Below are 24,787 nucleotides of genomic sequence, written 5' to 3'. Positions count from 1 at the left end.
GTCGCGAGGTCGAGGCCGGCGCCCCCGAGCCGAACCCAGGCCGGTGGCCGGTGACGAGAGTTACCGACGGCCCTGAAGCTTCTTTAGCGTGCACGCCAAAGAAACGGGAAGCGGGTGGCCTGCGGGTCACCCGCTTTTCTTGGTTCTGCGGGAACGCCGCTCCCTGCGGGAGACCCTTCCGGGGGTGCGGCGCCGAATCGGGGAGGGCTTTCGGCCGCTTTTTCCTGGTTCACGATTGTTCGTATCGCTTCCGATCGTTCCTTCCGCGCATGATCCACCCGGGCCGCCCGCAAAGGATTCAACATTCGTACATGCCTGATGACGGGGCAGGGGGTATCTTTGTTCCTCGCGTGGGGATCGGAGACCTGGGGCGCTGCTGCAGCTAAGTTGAGGATCCCTGTATGTCCGCAGTTCGACCCTCCCGAGGTTTCGCCGCATCTCCGGCGATGCACCTCCTGCTGATCGCACTTTTTGCCCTGGCGCTGCCCGCTCCGGGACAGGTTCTGGCTCAGTCCGCCCCCCGGGTAGAGTTCGTGCCGGAAGATGCCCAGGGGCTGGCGACCTTGATCATCGAGACCCCCACCCCCCGGTGGGAAGCGGTGGCGCAGGGCTTCATCCCCGAAATCGACGGCTACGGCAGGATCGGCCACCGCGGAGCGCCGGACCTCCCCGAGCGGCGTGAGCGTGTCGCCCTCGGATCCCAGGGCCGGCTGGAAATCGTCGACCTGGCCGTGGAGTGGTCGGAAGGACGACTTCCCGGCCCGCTGGCCGCCTGGCCGGGAAGAGACCCCGCGGCGCTCCCCCTCGATCCGGCTTGGGACAGTGTCGCCGACTACTGGCCCTCTCGGCCCGTGCAGGTCGTCATCGCCGACGGCGCCTTGCGACGGCTGCGCTTTGCCACTCTCGCGATCCATCCGCTGCAGGTGAACCCGGCCGAGGGGCGCTACCGCCTGGCTCGACGCATCACGATCCGGATGAAGCGTGGCGCGGTGCCCGCCAGAACCCTGGCACAGGCTTCCAAGACCCGGCTTTCACCACTCGAACAGATCGGTCGAGGCCTGCTTCGCGGCGCTGAGACCATCGAGCCCCGGCCCCTGGGCGCGGGTTCGCCAGCCTCTGTGATGGGAACGACGGCGGCGGCGTCCAACTTCCCCGCGTGGCAATTCGAGGTCAGCCGCCAGGCCCTGTACCGGATCACTTACGCCTGGGCCCAAGCCCATGCCCCCGGTCTGCTCGGCTTCCTCCAGTCGAACGATCCCCGCCGCTACCGCCTGACGGTCCAGGGAGTGGAAGTGCCGATCCTTGTCTCGGGTGAAGCCGACGGGAGCTTCGACCCGGGAGATGCCATCGTCTTCTGGGGCCAGAGCGTGGATACCGATCTCTTCGACCCGGACGTCTGGCAGGGGGGAGACTTCACCGACACCAACGTCTACCGACTCGATCTGGCAGACGCGCCATCCCGGGTTTCCGAGGTCCCGGCTCCGCCGAGCTTCCCCGATATTCCGGCATCTTTCCGTGAGCACGTCCACTTCGAGGAGGACGGACGCTTCCAGGGTTTCGTGCCGGCGACCGGTGACGACCACTGGTTTGCGGACCCGCTGGTCGTGGCCCTCTCGACTCCCGATCAGGCGAGTTGGAGTGTGCCGACGCCGGGGCACGCCGGGGGCGCGGTGGACTTCCGGATCCGCCTGATGGGCATCAAGGGTTACGATACGCACCGCTCGGAAATCGAAGTCGACTCCAGCCTCGTGGACCAGGCGGACTGGGACGGGTTCCGCTTCTACACCCATGGCGTGGATGACGGCCCGCTGACTCTTCCCGGTCCCCTCTCTCCCTCCTCCCTGGTCACCGTCCGCCTGCCCCTCGGCCGAGCCGGTCAAAGTCGGGACGCCGTCGGCGTGGACTGGATCGAATTCGACTACGACCGACTCTACGAGGCCGTCGATGACCGGTTGCTTTTCACCGTGCCGTCGGACAAGAGCTACCAGGTACGGATCGGTGGACTGAGCCAGGTCAGCACCAGCGAGATCTGGGAAGTTTCGACGACGACCACGTCCCCCGCCGGCATGGAAATCGTCCTCCCGCGGCGCATCGTCGGCTTCGGGGATGTGGGCGGCCAGGCTGCCTTCGACCTCGACCGGGCCGCCACCGGCCGGCGCTTCTTCGTCGCCGGGGATTCCGGCTTTCTCGTCCCGGACCGAGTGCATGAAGACTTGCGGCCTTCTGCGGTGGACGCATCGCTCGCGCCTTCTCTCAGGGACTCCACCAACGGCGCCGATTGGCTCGTGATCGGTCAAAGAGACCTGCTGGACATGCCCTCGGGAGGCACTTCCCGTCTCGAACAACTGGTCGCCCAGCGCCAGGCCCAGGGGCTTCAGACCGCCGTCGTTGCGATCGAGGACGTCTACGACGAGTTCTCTTACGGCATCGCCGATCCCCAGGCCATCCGCGACTTCCTCGCCTACACGCTGGGAGAACTCGAGCCCCCGGCGAGTTGGAATCCGGCTCCAAGCTTCGTCGTGCTGGTGGGGGACGGCTCGTGGGATCACAAGAACAACTACGGGCATCCGACACCTCGCCAGTTCGTGCCCAACTACATGTACGACATTCCCGAAAACAGCCAGTTCGGACACTACCCATCGGATACCTGGTTTGCGGCTGTCATCGGCCAGGATGAACTGCCCGATCTCGCAATCGGCCGACTGCCGGTGCATTCCCTGGCCGAGGCCGAGGAGGTGTTCCGCAAGATCCTCAGCTACGAGAATGGCGACGTACCCCCCGCATCCCCCGGCAAGACCTGCATGGTCAGTGAATTCGATTCCGATTTCAAAGAAGTACACGACACCAACTATGACCGCTGGTTCGTGTCGGGTCCCCAGCAAGCCGACAAGCTCTACGAGAGCATCGATGACGAAGACTGCCAGGTCACCGGATCGACACCCCAGAACGACCGTATCGACGCCTGCATCAACGGCGGTTCGGCCATCGTCTCCTTCGCCGGCCATGGCGGGTACAAGAGTTGGGGCAACGGTTGCTCGTTCTTCACCTCGGAAAATGATCCCGGCGATCCGAACTACCCCAATGAACCCGGCGAGAGCCTGGGGGACATCTTCGACGACACGCCCCTCTATGTGACGATTCACGCCAACTGCATCACCGGCAACTTCTCCGCCACCAGTTCCACCACCTCGACCAACGACGTCCAGTACTCGATGGTCGAGGACTGGGTGACGACCGCCCGCAAGGCAGCGGTGGCCGGTTTCGCGCCCTCTCATCTGACCTATGTCTTCGAGCTGCACGAGATTCTCGACCCGTTCTACGAGGAGATCTTCGGCAAACACAAGGAGCGCCTGCTGGGAAACATCGACGCGCGGCTGAGGAGCGACTTCGACACGAGAAACAAGCTGGTGTTGCTGCGGTCGTTCGTCTTCGAGGGTGATCCGGCAACGCGGATGACGATCCCCGCCCCGCCGGCCCCGGAGATTCTCTCCATCGACAAGGCGGGCTCGGGGGAACTGACGCTGAGCTGGACGTCGGTGGCCGAGGCAGACTATTACCGCGTTTACCGCGCCACTCACTGGAACACCGACACCTACACGCTGGCTGGTGACAACATCGGCGGCACGACCTTCACGGATACGGGTCTGACCAACTGCGACGACTATTTCTACTACGTGGTTTCCGTCGATGCCCAGGGATTCGAGAGCCGCTGGTCGAATTTCAACGAAACCTGTGGCGACGCCAGCCCGGACCCTGTGGACTGCAAGTACGGCATCCCGGAGAATCCTGTACCGCCCCATGCGCCCTCGTCCGTCGCCGTGGAGGATACGCGGAAGGGCGGCGAGCTGCTGGTGAGCTGGGACAACTCGGACCGGGAAAGTGACGTCGAGCAATATCATGTCTTCTGGGGTACCAGCCCCGGTGGACCCTATCCCAATCAGCGCACGACCTCGGCCTTCAAGAACTCACTACTGCTGACCGGCCTCGAGAATCGCCTGGAGCACTATGTCATCGTTCGGGCAGCCAACTGCTCGCAGATGGGCGACCCGAGTGCAGAGGTCATGGGGATCCCGCACCTGGTCAAGGGAATCAACCCTCCCGACTCGGTGGGCGATCTGCGGGTCCTCGTGGAGCCCGATGCGGGCGATGGGATCGATGATCTCCGCCTGGAGTGGACTCCCCCCACGGAAACCGTCTGGGGCGTTGCGACCACGCTGGCCAGCCAGGAAGTCCACGGTTCGACGACCACTCCGCTGTTCACTCCCTCGCTGGCGACGCAACTCACCGATCCGGTCCTGGGGCCGGCGGTCAACTCCTGGATCCACGAGAATGAGGGCGAGGCCAACGGCGGTCGTCGATGGTATTACCTTCTTGTCACGGAAGACGATCAGGGAGGGCGATCGGCAGCCGGAGCGGAGCTGCCGGCGCCAATCGAGGACCTGGTGCTGGTAGCAGTTGATGAGAATGGGGCGCTGCCACCAGAGCGGATCGACATGAGTTGGTCGGCCGTGAACCGGACGATGGACACCACACCGGATGGCTATCCTCAGCGGATCTCCATCGCCGGCTACCACGTCTATGGGCGCGACTCCATTCTGCCGAGGGACGAGTGTGGCGATGCCAACCGCTTGACTCCGTCTCCTCTCGAACAGGCGCAAACCAGTTTCGCCGTTCCCGCTGGCGCTATCTATACCTACCAGGTCCTGGCCATTGACCAACATGGGAGCGAAGCCGTCTGGTAGGCTGCAGGTCGGCTAGCTATCGGCTGGGGGGGAGAGTTCCTCCAAGGCTCGGTGGGCCGGCGCGAAACCCGGATCACGGCGAGTGATGTTCTCGAGAAGGGCGCGCGCGGCATCGTGGCGGCCACTGAGTTCCTCGCTCATTGCGAAGCGAAAGGCCATGACCGTCTGGTTGTAGGCCGCCTTCCGCGCTTGGGCCTCAGCCCGCCGGGCTTCCTTTGGCTGTCCGGCATCCTGGTGGAACCGCGCGAGCATCTGCCATTCCTGAGGGGAGATAGGAGAGTGTTCAAGAAAGCGCTGCATTTCCGCGATAGCGACATCGAATCTGCCGACCACCGCAGCGGCAACGGCGGCCTCGGCCCGCGTACGGGGCGCGAGACGGACCATCGGGGAATTCAATAGCCGCTCCGCCACCGCGAAGGCCTCCGCGCCGCGTCCCAGCGAGCCCAGCACGCGTAGCCGTGCCCGCAAGGCCGGCCAGTACTCCGGTCGAAGTTGGAGACAGCGGTCAAGATCTTGGAGGGCCCCGTCCAGGTCTCCTCTCTCGATTCGCAACTCGGCGCGCTGCTCGAAGGTTTCGAAATCCAGGTCTCCGCCGCTGATCGCAGCATCGAGCAGCGCTTCGAGTCGTAAGCGATCTGCTTGGCGCGAAAAAGCTTCGAGCGCTGCCTGGGCACTGAGAATCGCCGGGGATCCTCCCGCCGCCTGGGCCCGCGCCAGGAGAAGCGAAGCGATCTTCGGATTGAGACGGCGGCGCACGTACGAGCGGGCCAGTCGCGCCCACTGCTCTGCACTCACCCTGCCGAGGGCCTGTTCCAGGACACGAGCAACCGCGCGGTCATCAGCCTCGACGGCATTCCAGACTTCGTCCGGATTCTCATTGAGCGACCAGGGGGTTCGAAGCTCGACGAACATCGAGGAATCGGTGTTGATGATCGGTGCCTTTCGGGCCAGGTCGTGTACCGCCTCATCGTCCAGGCGCATGAGCGAGAGAATGTCCTCGGTGCGGAAGATACCGAGGCTCTCAAGATCTCGGCGGACCGCCTGATCGAGATCCTCCCAACGGCGAAGATCCTCTCGCTTCAGCGGCTCCAGCCCGGCGAGAATCATCATGTCGGAATCATCGGCCGCCGCGCTGAAGGTGTAGACGTGGGGAAACTCCGCGGTCAGCGCTGCCAGGATGGAGGTAAAGGCGTCGAGTTCGATATCGTAGAGCTGGATCCACTGAAGGAGATGTCCGCCGGGGTTGAGACTGGCTTTCGCGATTTGCATGTACTCCTGGGTAAAGAGATTCGAGCACCCACTGATCCAGGGATTCGAAGGCTCGGAGATGATCAGATCGTACTTGCGATCCGTTCCCGCCAGGTAGCTCCTTCCATCATCGACAATGACATGGACCTTGGGATTTTCGAGGGGGCGGTGGTTGACGGCGTCGAAATAGTGCGAAGCTTCCAGAACGGCGGACTCGATCTCGGCGACGTCGACCCGCTGTGTTCCGTAGAGGGTGACCGCTCCCGTCGTGACACCGGAGGCGAAGCCGATGACCAGCGCGGTTTCCGCCGGTTGGCCGAAGATCATCGGGATATGCCCGGACAGGAGTTGCGTTGACATGTCCCCGAGGGATGCATCGTTCTTCCCATTGAGCCGCAACGTGACGCCGCCGGGAACCCGATGGATAGAAACTGTAGTGTTCAACCCCTCGCGGTAGTAGAGCATCTGCGAAAGAAGCCCGCCTTCCATCGGCTGCAGGGGAACCCCGAAGTCGAGATCCAGCATCGTCTGATAGTAGAGGCCGCGAACGAGATTCTCGCGGTCCCATCCCGGGGGCGAAAAGAGGAAGAGCAGGGCGATCACGGCAGAAGCGAGGCCACCGAGCAGCTGCCGACGTCCTGCAGGCCTGAGGAGGAGGAGGAAGTGCGCGGCCGTCACAAGAAGAGCGAGAGCCACCGCAAGGCCCAGGGTCCGGCGAACCCCGAAGACGGGAATGAGAACGAATCCAGCCATCAGGGCACCGAGAGCCGAGCCGATGGTATTGATGAAATAGACATCGCCAACTGCCCTTCCAGCCTCCCCTGCAGCATCGGCGTTCATTCGACAGGCGATGGGAAACAGGGCTCCAAGGGCTAGCGTGCCGGGTAAGAGAGCCACCAGGGCGACCAGCGCTCCGGAGAAGACGAGATTCTCTCCGGTAATGCCTCCCCGTTCGATGAGTCCCAAGAAGAAGGAAGGCAGAATTCGCACCACGATCAGACTTCCCGCAGAAAGCAGGCCGACCAGGCAGGTCAGCAGCGCGTAGACGACCCGCGGGTTGCGAAAAGCATCGAGCCAGCGCCGGATCAGCAGGCTGCCTCCGGCGATGCCGAGAAGAAAGGCCGCGAGCATGACGGAGAAGGCGTAAATCGACGAGCCGAAGATCATCGATAGAAGACGGAACCAGGCCACTTCGAAGGTCAAGGCTACGAAGCCCATGATGCCATAGGAGAGAAGGCTGGCGTTCCACCGGCGAGCGGTGCGCGACTCCGCGGCAGCTCGAGCACGCTGCTCGGAGCGAGCCTCCACGGGCTCGGCTCCCGCAATGCGAGGGGCGATCAGGAAGAAGGCGATCGCTCCCGCTACGAAGTCCATGCCGGCCCCCACGACGTTGCTCCAGCGCAACCCCACGGCCCCGAAAAGGAAGAACGCCGAGCCCAGGGTACCGACCACGGCGCCCAGGGTATTCAGGCCGTAGAGCAGTCCTACATGACGGCCGAAGTCGCGGGAAGAGCGAATCAAGCTCGCCACCAGAATCGGCAGGGTCGCCCCCATGCAGAGAGTCGGTGCGAGGAGCAATGCCAGGACCGCCAGAAAACGGACCACGGCTGCGGGCCAGAACGGCCACCCCGAAAGAAGGACCTTGTGCAGGGAAGGGTAGAGCTCGAGGAGGAAGGGAACGGCCAGGGCGTAGAGACCGACTCCCATTTCCATCATTCCGTAGACCCGGACACCACTTCGCACACGCTTCGCGAGCCTGCCGCCCCAGATACCGCCGAGTCCCAGACCGAGCATGTAGGCTACGAGAATCGTGCTGACGGCGAGGGTCGTCGAGCCGAAGACCAGCTTGAGCGACCTTGACCAGACGACCTCCAGCACCAGGCTACCCGCCCCGGAGGCGAGGAGGAGGGTGCCGACTGTCGGGACCAGCCATCTCTGGGATTGCTTCATTCGGGATTCTCCGTCACTCCGCCCTGGCCATGCTGAAGGCGGCGCAACTGACGACGGACATCATTGACCGCGGGCCGATAGCCGGGTCGACCCGCGGCGAGATCGAGAAAAGCACGGCAGGCTGTCTGGGCTTCGTCTCGACGCCCGAGATGGGCGAGGGCGGAACATCGGTGCTGCAGGGCCAGCAGATCTCTGGGATAGTGTTGGAGCGCCCGCTCGAGCAGCTTCAGCGCCTCGGCTGCACGGTCTTGCTCGAGATAGGCCGCGGCCAGATTGACCAGTTGCTGAGGATCGTCAGGGCTCAGCCTGAGAGCACGCTCGAGAAAGGTCGTTCCGCGCTTGATCCGGTTCTCCCGGATGTAGCCCAATCCGAGTCCTCGAAGGGATCCGATATCCTCGGGATCCAGGTCGAGAGCATTCTTGAAGACCGACCGAGCTTCGTTCCATTGACCCCTCTGCTGATAGCGCTCAGCCTTGATCCGCTCCAGCCGCGCGACCTTACGGACCTGCTCGCGCCAAGTGCTGCGCAACTCGGCATGGGAAGCGGCACCCATGAGGAGGAAGGAAAACAGTGCGCCGCTCAACGTTCCGGCGATGACTCGGCCCCAGGCATGGCGATCCTCGGCCATCCACCACCAGGCACCACCCGCGATCAGGCCCAGTGGTAGGGCCACGGTCACCAGAGCCGGCCCTGCGAGGACCACAGCAGCCAGGGAGAAAGCAAGGGCGCTACCCAGCAGGCAAGCTGCCAGCCCTGAGCGGAACGCGGGCATCCCGCTGCAATCGGGATACGTTGCCTGGAGGAAGCCGAAGCTGCAGCCCGCCACGAGCGACGCTACGAGGAGTTCCATCGGCAAACGCGCCAGGGCTTCCGGCCCCATGGCCAGAGACCACCCCGACGCGAAGGCGCCGGCAGTGGAGAGAGCTCCGGCAAGGGAAGATACCGGCAATCTCCATGGCAACCGCAGAGCGAGGCGAGCCTCGGCAAGTCCCATCAACAGCGCCACGGCCAGACCGACGCCTGCGCTGCGGCCGAGAGCCAGGGCCAGAGCCATCACGCCGATCCCGTGCGCCAGGCGGCTGAAGAACGTCAGCTGGTCGAGATCGTGAAACAGGCGAGCGCCGAGCAAGAGGGCCAGAGCCAGCCCGATGGGGGCGAGGATGTCGTAAGGGGGAAGGGTCAGGGTCGGCTGTTCGGGAAGCAGGACCTTCTCGGCGACGAAGACGCCGCCCAGGGCCACCAGGGCGAGGAAGGCACCCGGCGTCCAGCCGGCGCGCGGAACGCGGCGGGACGGATCGGTCCAGCCGGTCCCGCCGGCCCACCCTCGCCGTTCGAGCCGCGACCAGGCGACGACCAGAACAGCCAGCACCGGTACGAGCCAGAGAACCGCAGCCGCGTCGGGAGCCGACTCCGTCGCACCGCGGTAGATGGCCCCCTCGCCGCGCAGGAGATCACTCTGGGTCGTCATCGGCCAGGCCCACCGGAAGACGCCGAGGACGAGCACCGGGAGCAAGAAGAAGAAGAGAGAGGTCAGGTAGACGGTGACGGCAGCAGCCGCCGCGCGCCAGACTCTTCCAGAACGCAGCCCCACGTAGAAAGCGCCACCGAGCACGGCAAGGGCCGTTTCAATGCGAATGCCTCCCGTGGTCCCTACGAAGCTAACGCGGGGGTCGAAGAAGTGAATGATGATCCACCCGATATCTGCGGGATCGGCAGCCAGGTAGCCGATGGTCGGTACCTCGCGGTGGTGGTGAAGCAGGAGATCGGCCAGGGGGGGCACGAGGGTCAAGAGCCAGGCCATGGCCATCAGTCGGGCGACCCGGGCCGGCGGTACCCGGGCCCAGGCGGCAAGAACGAGCACCAGCGCGAGAAAGGGGCCCACGTAGGCCAGCGGGTAATGGACGAAGGCGGCCAGAGCTTCGAATGTGGGATTCCGGGCGACGACGATCTCCACCAGGTTGCGCACGGCGATCACGGCGGCAAGCATCGCGGCTACAGTGCCCGGTCCCCAACGCACCTCCTCGGCGGCGCTCACCAGATCTGCCCAACGCGTCCAGATTCGCTCGATCACTCCTGCAGTCTCCGCCTGCATCCGCTCAGTTCATGTAGCCCAGGCCCCGCAGCGCATCCAGCTCTTCGGCGCTGCCAGCGGCGGCCTCTCCATCCGGACCCGGGCCGAGTTCCTGTCTGAGGCGTTCGAGTTGCTGGACCATCAGCCGGAGCTGCTCGGTCTGCTCAGCGGCCAGGTCATGGGCTTCTTCCGGATCGCGTTGCAGGTTGTAAAGTTCGAAGGTGCGGCCTCCATCACGCTGGGGAATCTCGATGACCTTCCACGGACCCCGGCGCAGCGCCCACCAGCGCCCAGCGCGGCCGGGAACGGGTCGGCGAGGATTCTCAGGGTGTACCAGGTGGTGGTCGGCGAGGTGGATCTGGGGCCGTTCTTCGATGCTCTGGACCCCCCCCCTGGCGAGCAGGAGGGACAGATCGAGACCATCCACTTCTGCCGGGAAGTCGACCTGGGCGAGATGGGCCAGGGTGGGCGCGATGTCCTCGAGAAGCACCAGCCCGTCGAGCCGAGTGCCTGCAGGCACGATTCTCGGAGCTCTCAGGGCCCAGGGAACCCTCAAGGTGTCGTCGTAGAGGTACTCGCCGTGGGCAAACCAGTAGCGATGGTCCCCCATGGCCTCGCCGTGGTCGGCCGCCAGCATCAGAATCGACCCATCGAGCAGGTCTCTCTGCTCGAGCCCTCGCAGCAGCGCCGCCAGGGCCTGGTCTGTCTCCACGACTTCTGCCTGGTAGGCTCGTCGGGTCCGTTCGATCGCTTGGCTGGTCATCACTTCGTCGGCGAAGAAGATGACCTGCCCCTTGGTCAACTCGCCGCCCTCGACCCGGCGAAAGATGTCAAGCTCCCCGGAACCTTCGGGATCCGTGCGGCGCAGAATCTCCACCGGAGGCGTATAAGGCCAGTGGGGGTCCAGGTAATGGACCCAGAGGAAGAACGGTTCGGAGTTGGAGAGCGAGTCGATCCAGGCCAGGGCTTCGCGGGTCAGGGCAGGGGCGGAATCACCCTTCCAGCGGGCACGACTGTTGGAAAAGACCTCGAAGCCCTGCTCGAAGCCGAGTCCCGATCGCAGGTTCACGTTCGAGACGAAGGCGCCGGTTCTGTAGCCCGCCGCGGCGAAGGCTTCTGCCAGAGTCGTCACCTCGCCCGGCAGCACCATTCCCAGGCCGTCAGCTCCGTGATGGAGCGGATGCAGCCCGGTCAGGATCGTACCGACCGACTGGGTCGTGCGGCCGAAAGGCGCCACAGCCATCGGCGCCCAGGCGCCCTCCAGTCCTACCCTGTCCATCGCCGGGGTCGGGTGGGGGGCCACCCCTGAAAGACCCACGTGATCGGCTCGCAGGGTATCGATAGTGACCAGAATCACTGGAGGCGGGGTGGCGCGAGGCCAACAGGAGGCAATAGTCAGCCCTGCTGCCAGGAGGGCGACTGCCACGGCTCGATTGACGAGACGACCTGCGATCATGGAGATTCTCCGCCTCCCGGCTGGCTGCCGAGGGTGACAGGCCCGCCGCAGCACCGCAACGCTGACGGCGAGTATAATACCGCGTCACTCGTGGACCCCGGGTACCGAGCCGGCCGCGAGGGGAGGGCCTTGTGGGCGCTGACAGCGATCTCCTGCGAAGGGCCCGTTCCGGCGACCCGGCGGCCTTTGACGCGCTGGTCTCCCGCCATGGTCGGCTTGTCCTCGCCGTGGCGCGGCGAGTGACAGGGCATCGAGAGGACGCCGAGGACGTGGCCCAGGAGGCCTTTCTCCGCTTCTATCGCTCCCTGGCGGATTTCGACTTCTCCCGTCCCGTGGAGCCCTGGCTGGTTCGCATCACCCTGAACGTGGCCCGGTCCCATCTCCGGCGTGCCCCATCGCGCCGCGAGGAGGCTCTGCCCGACAGGCCCCTGCCCGGCGCCCCAGGTTCCGGTCCCGAGCAGCATCTCGAGGCCGCCGAGATCCGGCGGCTCCTGCTGGCGGCAGCCGATCAGCTCAGCGAGAGAGAGCGGCTTGTGTTTCTGCTGCGGGATATCGAACAACTGCCGTCGACGCTGATCGCTCAGGTCCTCGAGATCACCGAAGTGACCGTGCGGCGGCAGTCCTCCGAGGGCCGCAGAAAAGTCATCGCCTGGCTTCGTCGTCACCACCCGGAGATCCTACCGCCGGAAGGACCACAGAGGCGCTAGTTCAGCGAAAGTCGGTATTTTCACAGAAAAAAGCATCCGCCCATGAACGCTCGGCAAGTCTGCCGGGTAGTAGCCAGTGATTGCCAACGATACCTCCCGCAACTGGAACGCGAAGAGGGCAAACAAAGGATGGATCGAGTTTCCCCAGTGCTCAGCAATGACGACCGCCTCCTGGGCCACCTGGTCGATGCCGCTGGCTTCGAAGCGGTGAGCGATTTCGAAGTCGCCCGGCTGCGCCGGCGGATCTCCGGCAGCCTGGCCGGCGAGCGCAGGCCCTCCTATGGGCGCGGCTACGCGGTGGCTGCTGCAGCCCTTGCTTTTGCCGCACTCTCCCTGATCGGACTTGGCTCCCGGCCCCCGGCGTCGGCGTCGCTGGCCTTGACTCTGACCGAGGATGGTTCAGTGCGCATCGCCTACGCGGACGGGCGCCCCATCGAGCGAGTGGTCAAGACCCAGGCTCCCGCAGCGTCGGCCGAAAAGATCGCACGCGTCGCCGGTGCCCGTGAATATGTGGACAAGAACGGACAACCACGGCCGGGTACGGTCGTGTTTTACAAGGTGGACTGAGGCGGTGCATCGCGCCGACTCGAGAAAGACAAGCTCGATAGTGAGGGTGCAATACCCGATGAAAACAGTGTATGCCAGCTTCCTCCCGGCGCGGAGACTCCGGATTTCCGTTGACGCGGAGGCCCAGTCGGCGTACCTAACACCGGCGGCCTCTGGCGGGGCCGGTGGATTTGCCTGTCCGACAAAGGCAGCCTCATCGTTTTCCGGGCGATGGGTTGTCGGCAGGGCAAGTGCACCGGTCGACGCGTGGAGAGAGTCGCTGAAAACCGCTTAGGAGGGTTTTAATGTCCAAGCACCGTACCATCCGGGGACTGGTGGCAGGCCTGCTGGGAGTTGCGCTCCTGGTCAGTGGGATGGTCGTCGCGTCGAACATGGGCTTCAAGTTCGTGCCCGACATTCCCGCCAACTCGGCATTCAACCTGTCTCTGCCCTGGAACAACAACTACACCAAGGGCAGCGAGCTGCTCAACGATCTGCCTGGCGTTACCCGGTTGCAGAAGTTCAATCCGGATTCGACGTTCACGGATTGGTTCGTGGGCGCAAGCCCCGTGCAGAACTTCGACGTGATCAAGTCTGAGGCCTATATCGCCAACGCAGGGAGTTCCGGCTCGAACACGGCGGTGATCGTCGGTTCTCACGATCCGAACTTCACGCTGAGCTTCAACCCCAATGAGGCTTTCAACGCCTCAGCGCCTTACCATCAGACCTACACCAAGGCCAACGAGCTGCTCAGCGATCTCAACGGCCAGCTCGGCTCCGGCGCTGTCTCGCGGCTGCAGAAGTTCAACGCGGATTCGACGTTTACCGACTGGTTCGTGGGTGCCAGCGCCACGCAGAATTTCAACATGGACCTCGGCATGGGCGTGATCGTGATCACCGGCAACGGTGGTTCCGGCTTCGCCTGGCCCCACTACTGATAACGGGGGTTCGACCTGATGATTCGTAAAACGCTTTTTCTGATCCTCGCTGCCGTCTTCCTCGCTGGCCTCAGTGGTTTCTCGCTGGCAGGCAACTACCCTTTCGAGGGAGGCGTGATCGAGCTGGGCAGTGATCCCGGCTTCGCGGTCTACCAGCGCTACTACCTTCCCAGCCAGGACAAGGTCAGTCCGGCTTGCCCCAACTCTTGCGCCAACTGCGACACCGCCACCGCAGGCGGCCCATACTGCACCATGACCTTCAAGGCCAAAAAGTCGAACGGCTCATTCCGTGGCTACTCCGATAACATCATCAACTTCAACAACGCTCCTTACGGCTCCATGGCTTACATGATCCTGGATGCCGAGGCCAACGGCGGCGCGTCCAACCATGTCGGTTACTACGCGTGGACGGCTAAGGCCGTCAATGATGGCGACACCGGCAAGTGGTTCGACCCGAACTGCGCCGGTACCGTTGTATACGCCTGCCTCGGCCCTGCTAGCCCGTCGAATGCTTCCGACGTGCTTCAGGTTCCGGATCATGACGGCAACGGCACCGCTGGCCTGCAGGCGATCGGTGGCCTGCGCCCGATTCCGGTTCCTCGGGTCGACGCTTTCGACGGCACGAACTTCAACCTGAGCTGGGATGCCGCCACGCCGGTTGGCGATACGGCTGAAGCCCGATACGACCTGCACTTCGCCATCACCGCTCCGAGCGGCGGCAACTGCCCCGAGCCCACCACGGCCGACATGACCTTCCTCCGTACCGAGGCGGGCAACAGCACGACGGTCACCATGGGCGACGTCGGCTTGGCGCCGGGCGATGAGCAGTGTGTCACCTTCTCCATGCAGCTGCGCTTCCCGGCCATGAGCGATGGCACCGAGCTGCTCACGCGCTACTTCTCGGCCAACGGCCAGTCGGTCTACACCGGTCAGGGCGGCCTTGCGGTCAAGATCTATGACCTCACCGCCACCTGGGTCGGCCGCAACAACGTGGAAGTCGACTGGAAGACTTCCCTCGAGGACGGCGTGGTTGGCTTCTACGTCACCCGTTCTTTCACGGCGAACGGCACCTACCAGCGCGTTTCGGACCTGATCCGTGCCAACGGTGAGCCCTCCGCCTACAGCTTCATCGACTCCGTCAGCGCCCGTAGCGGTGCGGTCTCCGGTGTGTTCTATCGCATCGAGGCCATCGACGTGGACGATGAGCTCACGGTCTCCGGCACGACTCAGCTCGAGCTGCCGGCGCTGCCCGACGTGGAGAGGAAGATTCGCCAGTTCCGTCGCCCCGTGCGCGGCCGCTGATCGTCCCTTCATTGCTTGACCCGCAGGCCGCCCTCGGGCGGCCTGCTTTCTTTTCCGCTAGGCTCGTACCTGATTCTCCGGAGGATGACGTGAGCCTTCTCTGTCTGCTTTTCGCTCTTGCTACCGGGCCGGCCGCCGGGAGTTCATCCGTCGCCGCCGGCCAGTGGACTCCTGCGCCGACCGAGGCGACCACGCTGCTGCTGCTCAGCGGTTCGGATCGTGGATACATCGAACCGAAGAAATGCTGGGGGCGGCTCGGGGGATCGCGCTACAGGGCCGAACTGGCTCGCTGGCTGGACGACACGAAGCCAGGGATCGAGCGCTTGTGGCTGGGCACCGGCAACGTGGTCGCCACCGATGAGGACGGCGGCAGCGTGGAGCCCGAAGTGATGCTCGAGCATCTCGATTCGCTGGGCTACTCAGCGATCGGCATCGGACCCGTCGAACTCCAACAGGTGGGGCCTTTCCGGCTTCTCGACCTTTCGCGCCAGCTTGCAGTTCCGCTATTGGCCACCAATCTGCGCATCCACGAGACCGGTGAGAGTCCCTTCCACGAGGCCGTGTTGCTCGACACCCGTGCGGGAAGACTGCTCGTCATGGCGGTGCTACCCCACGACCCTTCCCGCGCCTGGTTCCGTCCGGATCGGGGGACGGTTGTGACCGTCGATCCCTGGGCCGCGGTGGAAGATGTCCTGACCCGCCGTGGGGAGGAGGCGGACTTCGTGCTCCTGCTTTCTACTCTGCGGCAGTTTGAGGTGCGTGATCTGCTCGCCAGGGCACAGGGCATCGATCTCATGGCCGCATCCGATGGTCTGCTGGGACGGTTCCATCCGGTGACGGAGAATGGGATCCCCGTGCAATGGCTTGGGGGATTCGGGCATATCTTGGGCCGAGCCTTTCTGGCGCCGCCCGGTGAGCTGGTGGCCACGGATGCCGTCCAGGTGCGCGGCGCCTTTCCCATCGACCCGATCACTGGTCGCAGGGTCGACAGGATCCCGTGATTGACGACCGGCTAAGGGTAGGGGTGGCGGCAGCTCTCTGTTCGGTGGTCATCGTACTCGCCTGGCTGCCGATCCTCCGACTCCCCCTGACCGGTGCCGACTGCTGGCCGATTCTGGTGCAGGCCGCCGGTAACCCCCTGGACACCTGCCGCCAGATCTACCTGGAGAGGCTCTGGGAGGGCGCTGATTTCTTTCGCCCCCTGCTGACTCTGCTCACGGCCTTCGAATGGCGCCTTTTGGGTGAGACACCCTGGGGTTGGCACCTGCTGCGGCTGCTGATGGTGCTGTTCACCGCCCTGGGCTGCGGCGCCCTGGCGACGCGCGCCGGAGGCTCACGCCCTGCCGGCCTGGCCGCAGGTGCCCTGGTTTTCGCGCTGCATCCCCTGCAATGGCAGACGGTCCCAGCCGTGGCACGGGACGCTGACACTCTTGCAGCACTGCTGGGCGTTGCCGGCCTGCTCGCGCTCCTCTCCTTGGGGAAGGGCGTCCTCGGACGCCGGATTGCCGGGGTTCTGCTGCTGCTCGCGGCCCCCCTGGCCAAGGAGACGGGTCTGGCCATGCCCCTGATAGGCCTGATTCTCCTGCTGCCGTCCTGGTGGCGCAGGCGCAGAGAGTCGGCCGTCCAAGCGCGAGTGGATGGGACCCTCGCCCTGGCGCTGGCGGGCGGATTGCTGGCCGAAATGGCCTGGCGCTGGTGGCTGCTCGGCTCGCTGGGCGGCTATCACGGGGTGGTGCGCCCGGTGAGCCTTGGTGTCCGTCTCAGCCGGCTGCTCCGGGGCCTGCTCGGCCCTGAGAGCCTGTGGCAAGCCCTGGTCGTGGGAGCGGCCCTGGTCGGAGTGCTGCTGATGGCCCACAGGCTCCTGCGGCAAACGCCGCCGGCGGCGCCCTGGACGCTGCTACGGATCGCCTGCTGGTCGTGGCTGGCGATCGGCCTGGCCGGCGCTCTGAGTTCACCCCGTGCCGGCCTGCGCCACGCGGAAGTCCTGCTGGCTCCCGCCGCGATCCTCGCGGGCGGAGCGTGGGGGAGGATCTGGCCTCGCCGCCGGGTGCGGCCGGCTCTCGGCACCACGACCCTGGCGATGATGGCCGTGGCCGGCGGTCTGCTGCTCGGGCCAGGAAGCGCCGGGCGCCTTTCCTGCAAATCCTGGCAGCGCGCGGGAGAACTCAGCGCTCGGGTGCTGGAGCTCGCCGAGCGCAGCGCCCGGCAGGCCCACCGAAAAGGCGCACAAGTAGAAGAAGACGCAGGTGGTTACCGGATAGTCGCCCGGCCCCGCGGGGAGGGCGTCGAAGTGATCATCACCCCGTTTCCCTACCGTCCCCCGGGTGCGTCGAACACCGTCATGGCCCTGATGCCGTACAGCGTGCGAGCCTACTTGTTGGCTCGAGGAATTCCGGACCCGATCCGCGTGGCTCCGGGACGGAGCCGGGGGAGCGGCTACGGGCCGGGCTCGGCCGGCAGGAGGAAGACCGGAGAGGAGTAAGCCCCGGTACCGTCGGCCTGAATCAGGCGCACGCGGTAGTGATGAAGACGCTGCGGTTCGAGGGGTCGCTCATCGAGCCAGCGAGCTGCGAATCTCCAGCCCTCCGGCGTTGCCGTCTGCCAGACCTCCTCGTCTCGAAGCACTTCGATCCGTTCCAGTTCTGTCGTGCCGCCGGCGAGCAGACGAATCTCTCGCGGCCTCGCCGTGGCGCCACTCAAGGCAGCTCCCATGGGGTGACCGTTCACGGAGAACTCCAGGTAGATTCGGCGGGCGCCCATGGTGGCGTAGCTGGCTCGGCGGCGAAGAGCTGTGAGCAGCGAAGCGCGGTCGAGCTTCTCGGCCCGCAGAGCAGTCAAGCCGGCAAGGGCGTAGGTGTGGATGCGAGCCACGTCGGAGCCGGGCCGGCCCAGGTGGTTGTCCGATCCGCCGAGCACCCCGGCCATGTAGCCCCGCCTCCAGGCATCGGCGACCCATCCGTTCCCCCCCGGGCGGGAAAGTGGCCAGGGAGAGTCGGCCTGCTCGCTCGAGCCGTGGCCCGAGGTGATCTCCACAGCCGGCTCCAGGTCCTCGGCAATCATCTCCCAGTCGCTGCCCAGGTGATCGACGCCGTAGCCAGTGTGGTGCGGCACGGCCACTGCCCCCTCCCAGCGCCGCAGGGCCCTCCAGAACGCCGGCCTGTCGGTAGCACCCACCATCAGACCACCGCGAGAATCGGGAAAAAGCACGTGGCGATGGTGATTGAGTAGTCGTGCTCCGGGACGGTCCATCCCCGCACCCCATTCCACGGCCACGAAAGCAACGAAGCGCCCGGGCTCATTCATCGCTTCCGCCAGGCGGCGAGCTTGCTCCCACGTACCGTTGCGGGCATGGGACCAGTGGTGATCGGTGATGGCAACGAAATCCAGGCCGGCCTCTTCCCGAGCCCAGCGATAAGCCTCCCGGGGAGCCCCCGCCGAGTCAGAGGAAAAACGAGTGTGGGCTTGCAGATCGCCCCAGAACAGTGGGTCCGTCTCACTATCGTCGGCAGCGAGCACCATCACCGGCCAGGCCCGAGGCTCGATGCTGGCGGCCGTCTCGCCACGGATGCGGAGCTGCTGGAGTCCCGGAGTGTGAAAGGTGATCGCCACCGTGGCGTGCGCGGCACGCATCGGCAAGTGCCGCGGCAACTCCGCCGCGGGGTCCGTAGATTCCAGCTCTAGTTCGAGATCCACGCCCCGAGCCGGATCCGCTCCCCGGGTCGCTGCGCGCGCCACCACTTCGGCCTCGACCGCCACGCCCGCACGCACAACCGAGGGGCCACGCACTTCGATGGTCGCCGGTGCCAGGCTCTCGATCCGGCAGTAGCCCGCCAGCAAGGGAGCGGGAAGCCGGCCGGCTCCCAGTGGTGTCGCTGCGGCATCCAACTCTGCTGCCGAGAACTGCCGTGCGCCGCCTTCACATTCGATCTCGAGCCGAGTGCTGCCCCCCCCCTCGATCTCCACCACGATCGAGCGCAAGTTGCGGGGGCCGGCGAGAGTGGACCAGGCCAGGCTCTGGCGGTCGAGGAGATCTCCCCGAGCGGAATCAAAGTGTTGGGGTTCGAAGGTCACGACGCGGCCTGCCTCCACCGAGAGCCGACCCGTATAGCGACCCTCCCGCATCTTCGGCTGGGGCCAGGTAACCAGAACCTGCCACCGCCGGGGCGGCTCCGAGTGACAACCTGCCGCAAGGACCAGCAACAGGCCCGCGACCAGAGCGTGCCATGGCCAGCCGCGGGTCACGGCTGTTGCTTCCCCAGAACTTCCAGGCAGGCGTGGACCGCGCCCTCGGGGCAAGGCTGGGCCGCTGCGTCACCGAAGGCATCCACCCGCCCCGGAGCGGCAATCTTGGCGCAGGTCACTTCCTTCGAATCCCCACCACCCGTCGGAGCCCCGCCCACATAGCCGATCGAGCGCAGGCGCGCTTCCGCTTGCTCGATGATCTCCCGAGGTAACATGGATCGCGCCACGCGCAGCGAAGCTCCCCGTTCGAGTTCCACGGAGAGCGCCGCGCGCAATTCAAGCAAGCGCTCCGGCTGAGTCGCGGACAGGTCGGTGGTTTCACCGGGGTCCTGCTCGAGGTCGAAGAGGAACTCACGACACTGCCGATGCTCGAGCAAGTACTTGAAGCGGGTCGTGCTCAGTGCCGTCCAACAGCCGCGACGCAGGGTACGACTGAGTACTGGACGCTCGTCGGCCGGCGTCTGGACTGCAGCCGGCAGCGCCGGCAGATCACCGAAATCCCTGCCGTCGATGGCTGCCAGTTCGAGCAAACTCCGGCCCAGACCTGCGACGGGAACGACAGAATCGATCCGTCGTCCTTCCGCTCCAGGTTGGCGCACCATCAGCGGAACATGGATCAGGGTCTCGTCCAGGCGGTTGGTGTGTCCCAGCCAGCCATGTTCGAGGAAGGCCTCCCCGTGGTCGGCCATCACGGCGACCACGGTCGTTTCCTCCAGGCCCAGCTTCTTCACCTGATCGAGAATCTGCCCCAGGTGTTGATCGGTGTAGGCCACCTCTCCATCGTACTGTCCCTTGAACCACTGAGCCTCTTCCGGGCTGACCGGGTTTTCGACCCACTTGAGACACTGCACATCGTCGCGCGGGGGCTGTCGACCTGTACGGAAGTAACCGTTCCAGGGAGCCGGAGGGATGTAGTTGTAGTGCGGATCCCAGAGATGCACCCAGATGAAGAAAGGCTCGTCCTTCCACTCTTCGAGGCGGGCCAGCACCTTGCCGACCAGGGTGGGAGAGGAAAGGCGATTGTGCCCGAAGTTGTCCTGATCGTAGACCTCGAAGCCGCGACTGAAGCCGTACTCTGCGCGCAGCGTGACAGCCGGTGTGAATGCTGCCGTGCGATACCCTGCGGCCCGGAAGCGTTCGGCCAGCGTCGGTACCGTACTGGCCAGTGCCCGATCATGCTCCTCGACCCCATGCACTCCCGATCCCAGTCCGGTCATCACCGACATCATGGCGGGTGTCGTCCAGGGAGCGGCGCTGATAGCCCGAGTGTAGACCGTGGCTTGCCGGGCAAACCTGTCGAGCACAGGAGTCAGAGGCCGGCCGGCAACCTCGCTTCCCGGCACGTCGGCACGCAGGGAGTCGATGGAAATCAGCACCACGGAGGGCTGCGCCCCGCCGCAACCGAGGGCGAGAACGAGAAGAGTAAGCGGGACAAGCACGGAAAAGGGCCATCTCATGGCTGGAGCTTCTTCTGGAAGTAATTGAAGTAGAAACCGGGAAGGCGAGCGCTGCGCAAGTCATAGTGCTGCAAGAATCGCGGATCCGCCCATATCTCACGCTCCGAAACCGACATTCTCAGGCGGCCGATCTGCTCGATCGACGCCGGCGAGTCGGTGAATCGCGCGAACTGAAAGAGAATCACGGTGGGCCGGCGTTCCAGGACGTAGGAGCCGTCTCCCTTCTCGTGGCCTGGGGCCCCATGCCCCATGGCGGGCATTTCCCGCATGGCGATGTGACGATCGCAGAGCCCATACATGTCGATTGTGGGCAAGCCTGACTCGTAGGGCAGGACTCCAGCATTGCCAGTGGCCAGCCAGCTCTCCGCCGGGAAGTGATCGCCCAGCCAGCGGCCGGCGGCGCGATGTACGGGCAACTGCGCTGCTCGCCAGGCGGCGAATCCCCGCACGTCGGAACCAAGCGAGAAGAGGACTCCTCCGATCACGAGTGTCCCTCCCAATAGGACCGGGAAGGGGAGGATGTTGCTGCGCAGGGCTCGAGCCGCCCGCGCGAGGCCCACACCGGCGAGAGCCGCAAAGAAGACCGCCGGAGTGGCGAAGAATCGAAATGTCGGCTTGTAGTCGCCGCCGACGATCGTGACATAGATCAGGTAGAACAGCGGGATCACCAGAGTCGGCCAGATCCAACGCCGCCGCGCGCCGGCAAACAGGAAGAAGGCGCCGACAGCCGCTGCCAGCAGCAGAGGCAGGGCTGCCAGGCCAAAAGAGAACAGGTAGTCGATGCCTCGAGCGACTGCCGCCAGGCCGCCGCCTACCTTGGCCCGGGCGGTGTTGGGCACCAGGTCGCCGTAGTACAGCCACCGAAACGCGAATAGCGGCCCTGCAGCCGCGGCAAAGGTGATCCAGCGGGGAAGAAAGCAAGGGGACAATCTGCGTGTCCTCGAACCTCGGAGAAGGTCCGCCAGGCCGAGGACTCCAGCCACCAGCAGACCTTCGGGCCGGGTCCAGGCGGCAGCTGCGAGAATGGCTCCACCGAGCCAGCCGCGGCCCCTTCCATCCTCCTCTTCGCGCAGATGCTGGGCCACTCCTGCTGCCGCGAGGGCCGCGAAAGCCGCCGTCTCGAGGCCCATGGCCGACTCCGCCATGAAGAACGGCAGACTCGCCACCAGCCCCGCAGCGGCGCTCGCTGCCAAGGGCTGCTCCGGCTCGAGGCGGCGGGCGAGGAAGAAGGCTGCCGCGACAGCGCTCATTCCCGACGCAATGCCTACCACCCTCGTGAAAGAGATGGGATCGAAGCGAAGGCGAAAGGGGAGGGTCAAAAGAAGGGTCCAGAGCATGTTGGTGAACCCCTCGACGCGCTCTCCAGGGTTGTAGACCAGCCCGAGCCCCTCGGCCAGGTTTCGCGAGTAACGCAGGCTGATGAAGGCATCGTCCTGCAGGCACAGGCCGAAGGAGAGGCCATGGAAGAGCGCCAGGGCAAGGGCTGCCACCAGGAGGCCGGCGGCCCAGCGTCTGTCCGCCGCGAAACTCATCTTCCGCCTTTCTTCCCGCCACCGGGAGCCGGACGCGCCCCTTGGAAGGCCGCTGCCCGCCGCGCGAGTTCACCGCCAGCGGCTTTCAGCGCCTGATCGCCACGAACGGACCGGGTCAGTTCCGGCCCGGCGAGGGGCTGGAGATCGTCCAGCAGTCTCAGGGCGCCAGTCGCGTCCCCCACCTCGGCTGTCAGGCGGAGCAGATCGAAAAGGACACCGGGGTTTCGCGGAACCGTCTGGTGGGAAACTTCGAGAACCTCGATCGCCCTCTCCTTGTCACCGCTTTGGGAGTAGACCTGCGCCAATCGTCGTGACAGGGCGGGATGGCCCGGATGTTTCTCCAGGGCCCGGGTCAGTTCCACCAACGCGGGACCCACCAGCGAACGAGCGAGCAGGACCCTCGCGCGGGTCACTGCGTCCTGCACCTCGTCGCCCGTCCGCGGCAGGGATTTGACCAGAGCATCGGCCGCACGATCCGCCTCTCCACGGGCGAGGAGAATCTCTGCCGCCTTGGAGTGGGGATAGCGGTAGTCCGGGTCGGCCTCCAGCGCGGCAGCGTAACGCTGGAGCGCCTGATCTCCCTGACCGAGAGCCGCATAGGCGTCTCCCAGCTTGGCCAGTAGAGAAGCGCGAGGCGCACGGGGCGAGCGCAGTGCCCTCTCGTAGGCTTCCTTGGCACGGTAAGCGTTGCCGGCGCCCTGAAGCAGATCACCGCGCCATTCCTCCAACTCCGGCGCATCGTCGTCCCCCTCGAGCACTTTCTCAATCTCCTCGATGGCGGGCTCGGTGGCCTCGAGCTGTTCGAGCACCTGGGCCAGGAGCAGGCGCTGACCGGGACGAAGATCACTCTCCACCAGAGCAAGAGCGTCATCCACCAGGGATCTTCCGCGCGTCGCGCGGGCGAGCAGACGCAGGCGATCGAGACGTGCATTGGCATCGCCGGCAGAATCGGCGGCCACCTCCTTGAGCAGAGCTTCCAGCTCCGTCCGGTGAGACTCGCCCGCCGCCAGCAGGGCCTCCATCTGCAGGAATCGCAGCGCCCACGCCTCTGAGTGCCCCCGGCGTACCACGGCCAGGATGCTCGCCGCCTGCTCGGCTTGACCCGCGGCGAGTCGATCTGATGCTCGCCGGACGTCGGCGAGGAACGCCAGATCCTCAGCGATTGGCTCGCCGGAGACGAGTGGCACGCCCGCCGCTTCGAGGCGCGCCGCGACCGTGGGGCCCGCCGCATCGAGAGCCTCGGCCCCTTGCAGCGGCTGCTTGCCTTCCGCAGGCGTCCAGCGGCTCCCGTGACTCACTTCCAGCACTCCACGACCCGTATCCACCAGGGCGATCGGTGCCAGACCGTAGAGCCGACGGGGAAGCAGTGAGATGCTCACTGCCGGGAGGGACGGGGGGATGGAAACCTCGAGGCCCGCACGACGCAGAACTTCCGCGGGGAGTTGGGCCAGACGTCGCAAAGGTGCTGCAGGGCCTCCGGCAACGCCGCCGCTGAAGAGTGCGGGAATCTCGATCACTGAGTTGGCGAGGGTCAAACCATGACGGACCTCGCCGCCATCCCCCAGGGCTTCGCCGTGCAGCGAGGCCACCACGATCACGGCGTCGTCGGCCCAGCCGTAGGTCTCGAGGGCACTGACCACGTCGCCTACGGCCTGGTCTATTTGGGGCAGCGCCTTGTCCCAGGCGGCGCGAGGGTCCTCGGCCTGGGCGGCAACGGAGAGTTCGGAGAAGTGCAACCAGGCGAAGAAAGAGCTGTGGTCAGTCCTGCGCCGGAGGTCGGCGGCGAAACCGTCGACGAGTTGTCGAGAAGCGATCAGTCCTCCTCTGCGGGGACGGACTCGACCCACCGCGTCTTGCTGATCCTGGATCGCCGCATGGGCTGCGGGCCACGAAGCTCCGAGATAAGAATCGAAGCCCCTCAGCAGGCCCGTCAAGGGCGATACATCTCCGTCACCCAAGTAGGCTGCGGTGCCAAAGCCCGCGCCTTTCAACCGAAACGCCAGAGTCTGCACTTCCGGGCCCACCCGAACCATGTCCGGCTCCAGCGCAAGGAGCCGATCGGGATCTTCGCCGCCCATGACGGCGACCAGCGCGGGAACCGTGGAGGGACTCGGCGTCAGCAGTGTCTGGACTTCGCCCAGGGCATCGGTCTGGGGCATCCGCTCGGCTGTCAGACCATCGACTCGCAGACCCGGCACGGTGATCAGAACCACCGCCTTGCCCCCTCCGCCACAGCTCGGCGATGCCAAGATGACAGCCAGAAGCAGCCCTGCGCTCGACGCCCACCGCAAGATTCCACCCAAGGTCTTGCCCACCGTCACTTTCAAACCCCTTCACACTTCTTTCCAGGGCCGGGCTGGCCCTTCGCAGCGACCATTGTCGGTATTCGGAACGGCCAAAGCAAACCGCTGCCGTCGGGATTTTCGCTACAATGGCCCGTCTCCCGGACTGCCGGGGGTGCAGCCGGGGGAGCGGGATTCGGTGGATCAGCCTGCCGATGCGAGGGAACCATGCGCTGGAGTGACGACATCGAACGGCACATGAGCGAACTCGAGGCCGCGCTCGGCTACACGTTCAAGGACCGCGGCAAACTTC

The 24,787-nt window shown here is 65.4% G+C and carries 14 protein-coding genes; 7 read left to right on the top strand and 7 right to left on the bottom strand.

The features are described from left to right. Positions 1-401 precede the first annotated feature (401 nt). The gene (locus Q9Q40_04670) at positions 402-4,742 is read left to right on the top strand and encodes a C25 family cysteine peptidase (protein ID MDQ7006504.1); all 4,341 of its coding nucleotides are present in this window, start codon (positions 402-404) and stop codon (positions 4,740-4,742) included. A 12-nt stretch (positions 4,743-4,754) separates the two neighbouring features. On the opposite strand, the gene Q9Q40_04665 is transcribed toward Q9Q40_04670, so the two are convergent. From Q9Q40_04665 to Q9Q40_04655, 3 genes are read right to left on the bottom strand one after another with little or no spacing between them, the layout of a single operon-like run. Further along, the gene (locus tag Q9Q40_04665; GenBank protein ID MDQ7006503.1) at positions 4,755-7,940 is read right to left on the bottom strand and encodes a fused MFS/spermidine synthase; all 3,186 of its coding nucleotides are present in this window, start codon (positions 7,938-7,940) and stop codon (positions 4,755-4,757) included. Then, positions 7,937-10,012: a tetratricopeptide repeat protein gene (locus tag Q9Q40_04660; protein ID MDQ7006502.1), complete on the bottom strand. Its 2,076-nt coding sequence runs from the start codon at positions 10,010-10,012 to the stop codon at positions 7,937-7,939. The genes Q9Q40_04665 and Q9Q40_04660 overlap by 4 nt, the downstream gene beginning before the upstream one ends. 25 nt (positions 10,013-10,037) lie before the next feature. Beyond that, positions 10,038-11,468, bottom strand: a complete 1,431-nt coding sequence (locus tag Q9Q40_04655) for a sulfatase (GenBank protein ID MDQ7006501.1) — start codon at positions 11,466-11,468, stop codon at positions 10,038-10,040. Between the two features lie 131 nt (positions 11,469-11,599). On the opposite strand from Q9Q40_04655, the gene Q9Q40_04650 reads away from it, so the two are divergent. The 6 genes from Q9Q40_04650 to Q9Q40_04625 all read left to right on the top strand — a co-directional run bounded on the left by Q9Q40_04650 (position 11,600) and on the right by Q9Q40_04625 (position 17,443). After that, a complete protein-coding gene (locus tag Q9Q40_04650) occupies positions 11,600-12,175 on the top strand; it encodes a sigma-70 family RNA polymerase sigma factor (protein MDQ7006500.1) in 576 nt (191 codons plus the stop codon). Between the two features lie 129 nt (positions 12,176-12,304). Next, on the top strand, positions 12,305-12,742 hold the full coding sequence (locus Q9Q40_04645; GenBank protein MDQ7006499.1) for a hypothetical protein: 438 nt from the start codon (positions 12,305-12,307) through the stop codon (positions 12,740-12,742). A gap of 284 nt (positions 12,743-13,026) precedes the next feature. Beyond that, on the top strand, positions 13,027-13,659 hold the full coding sequence (locus tag Q9Q40_04640) for a hypothetical protein (GenBank protein MDQ7006498.1): 633 nt from the start codon (positions 13,027-13,029) through the stop codon (positions 13,657-13,659). Positions 13,660-13,677: 18 nt separating this feature from the next. Beyond that, positions 13,678-14,961, top strand: a complete 1,284-nt coding sequence (locus Q9Q40_04635; GenBank protein MDQ7006497.1) for a hypothetical protein — start codon at positions 13,678-13,680, stop codon at positions 14,959-14,961. 89 nt (positions 14,962-15,050) lie between these two features. Continuing rightward, positions 15,051-15,962 carry a hypothetical protein gene (locus Q9Q40_04630; protein MDQ7006496.1) on the top strand — a complete coding sequence of 304 codons (912 nt, stop codon included), beginning with the start codon at positions 15,051-15,053 and terminating at the stop codon, positions 15,960-15,962. Beyond that, the gene (locus Q9Q40_04625) at positions 15,959-17,443 is read left to right on the top strand and encodes a hypothetical protein (protein ID MDQ7006495.1); all 1,485 of its coding nucleotides are present in this window, start codon (positions 15,959-15,961) and stop codon (positions 17,441-17,443) included. The genes Q9Q40_04630 and Q9Q40_04625 overlap by 4 nt, the downstream gene beginning before the upstream one ends. On the opposite strand, the gene Q9Q40_04620 is transcribed toward Q9Q40_04625, so the two are convergent. From Q9Q40_04620 to Q9Q40_04605, 4 genes are read right to left on the bottom strand one after another with little or no spacing between them, the layout of a single operon-like run. Further along, a complete protein-coding gene (locus Q9Q40_04620) occupies positions 17,398-19,203 on the bottom strand; it encodes a DUF3604 domain-containing protein (protein ID MDQ7006494.1) in 1,806 nt (601 codons plus the stop codon). The two genes, Q9Q40_04625 and Q9Q40_04620, sit on opposite strands and share 46 nt — an antisense overlap. Beyond that, the gene (locus tag Q9Q40_04615) at positions 19,200-20,660 is read right to left on the bottom strand and encodes a sulfatase (protein ID MDQ7006493.1); all 1,461 of its coding nucleotides are present in this window, start codon (positions 20,658-20,660) and stop codon (positions 19,200-19,202) included. The genes Q9Q40_04620 and Q9Q40_04615 overlap by 4 nt, the downstream gene beginning before the upstream one ends. Next, complete coding sequence (locus Q9Q40_04610) at positions 20,657-22,192, bottom strand: hypothetical protein (protein MDQ7006492.1); 1,536 nt, start codon at positions 22,190-22,192, stop codon at positions 20,657-20,659. The genes Q9Q40_04615 and Q9Q40_04610 overlap by 4 nt, the downstream gene beginning before the upstream one ends. Beyond that, complete coding sequence (locus tag Q9Q40_04605) at positions 22,189-24,405, bottom strand: tetratricopeptide repeat protein (GenBank protein MDQ7006491.1); 2,217 nt, start codon at positions 24,403-24,405, stop codon at positions 22,189-22,191. The genes Q9Q40_04610 and Q9Q40_04605 overlap by 4 nt, the downstream gene beginning before the upstream one ends. Positions 24,406-24,787: the final 382 nt, after the last annotated feature.

The organism is Acidobacteriota bacterium (assembly GCA_030949985.1).
GTDB lineage: Bacteria > Acidobacteriota > Polarisedimenticolia > J045 > J045 > JALTMS01.
This window is presented reverse-complemented; position numbering and strand designations above follow the sequence as displayed.

Excerpts from the sequence above, each read along its gene's own strand:
- Q9Q40_04670 (MDQ7006504.1), top strand. The coding sequence starts at position 402 with ATGTCCGCAGTTCGACCCTCCCGAGGTTTCGCCGCATCTCCGGCGATG.
- Q9Q40_04665 (MDQ7006503.1), bottom strand. The coding sequence starts at position 7,940 with ATGAAGCAATCCCAGAGATGGCTGGTCCCGACAGTCGGCACCCTCCTC.
- Q9Q40_04655 (MDQ7006501.1), bottom strand. The coding sequence starts at position 11,468 with ATGATCGCAGGTCGTCTCGTCAATCGAGCCGTGGCAGTCGCCCTCCTG.
- Q9Q40_04645 (MDQ7006499.1), top strand. The coding sequence starts at position 12,305 with ATGGATCGAGTTTCCCCAGTGCTCAGCAATGACGACCGCCTCCTGGGC.
- Q9Q40_04640 (MDQ7006498.1), top strand. The coding sequence starts at position 13,027 with ATGTCCAAGCACCGTACCATCCGGGGACTGGTGGCAGGCCTGCTGGGA.
- Q9Q40_04635 (MDQ7006497.1), top strand. The coding sequence starts at position 13,678 with ATGATTCGTAAAACGCTTTTTCTGATCCTCGCTGCCGTCTTCCTCGCT.
- Q9Q40_04615 (MDQ7006493.1), bottom strand. The coding sequence starts at position 20,660 with ATGAGATGGCCCTTTTCCGTGCTTGTCCCGCTTACTCTTCTCGTTCTC.
- Q9Q40_04610 (MDQ7006492.1), bottom strand. The coding sequence starts at position 22,192 with ATGAGTTTCGCGGCGGACAGACGCTGGGCCGCCGGCCTCCTGGTGGCA.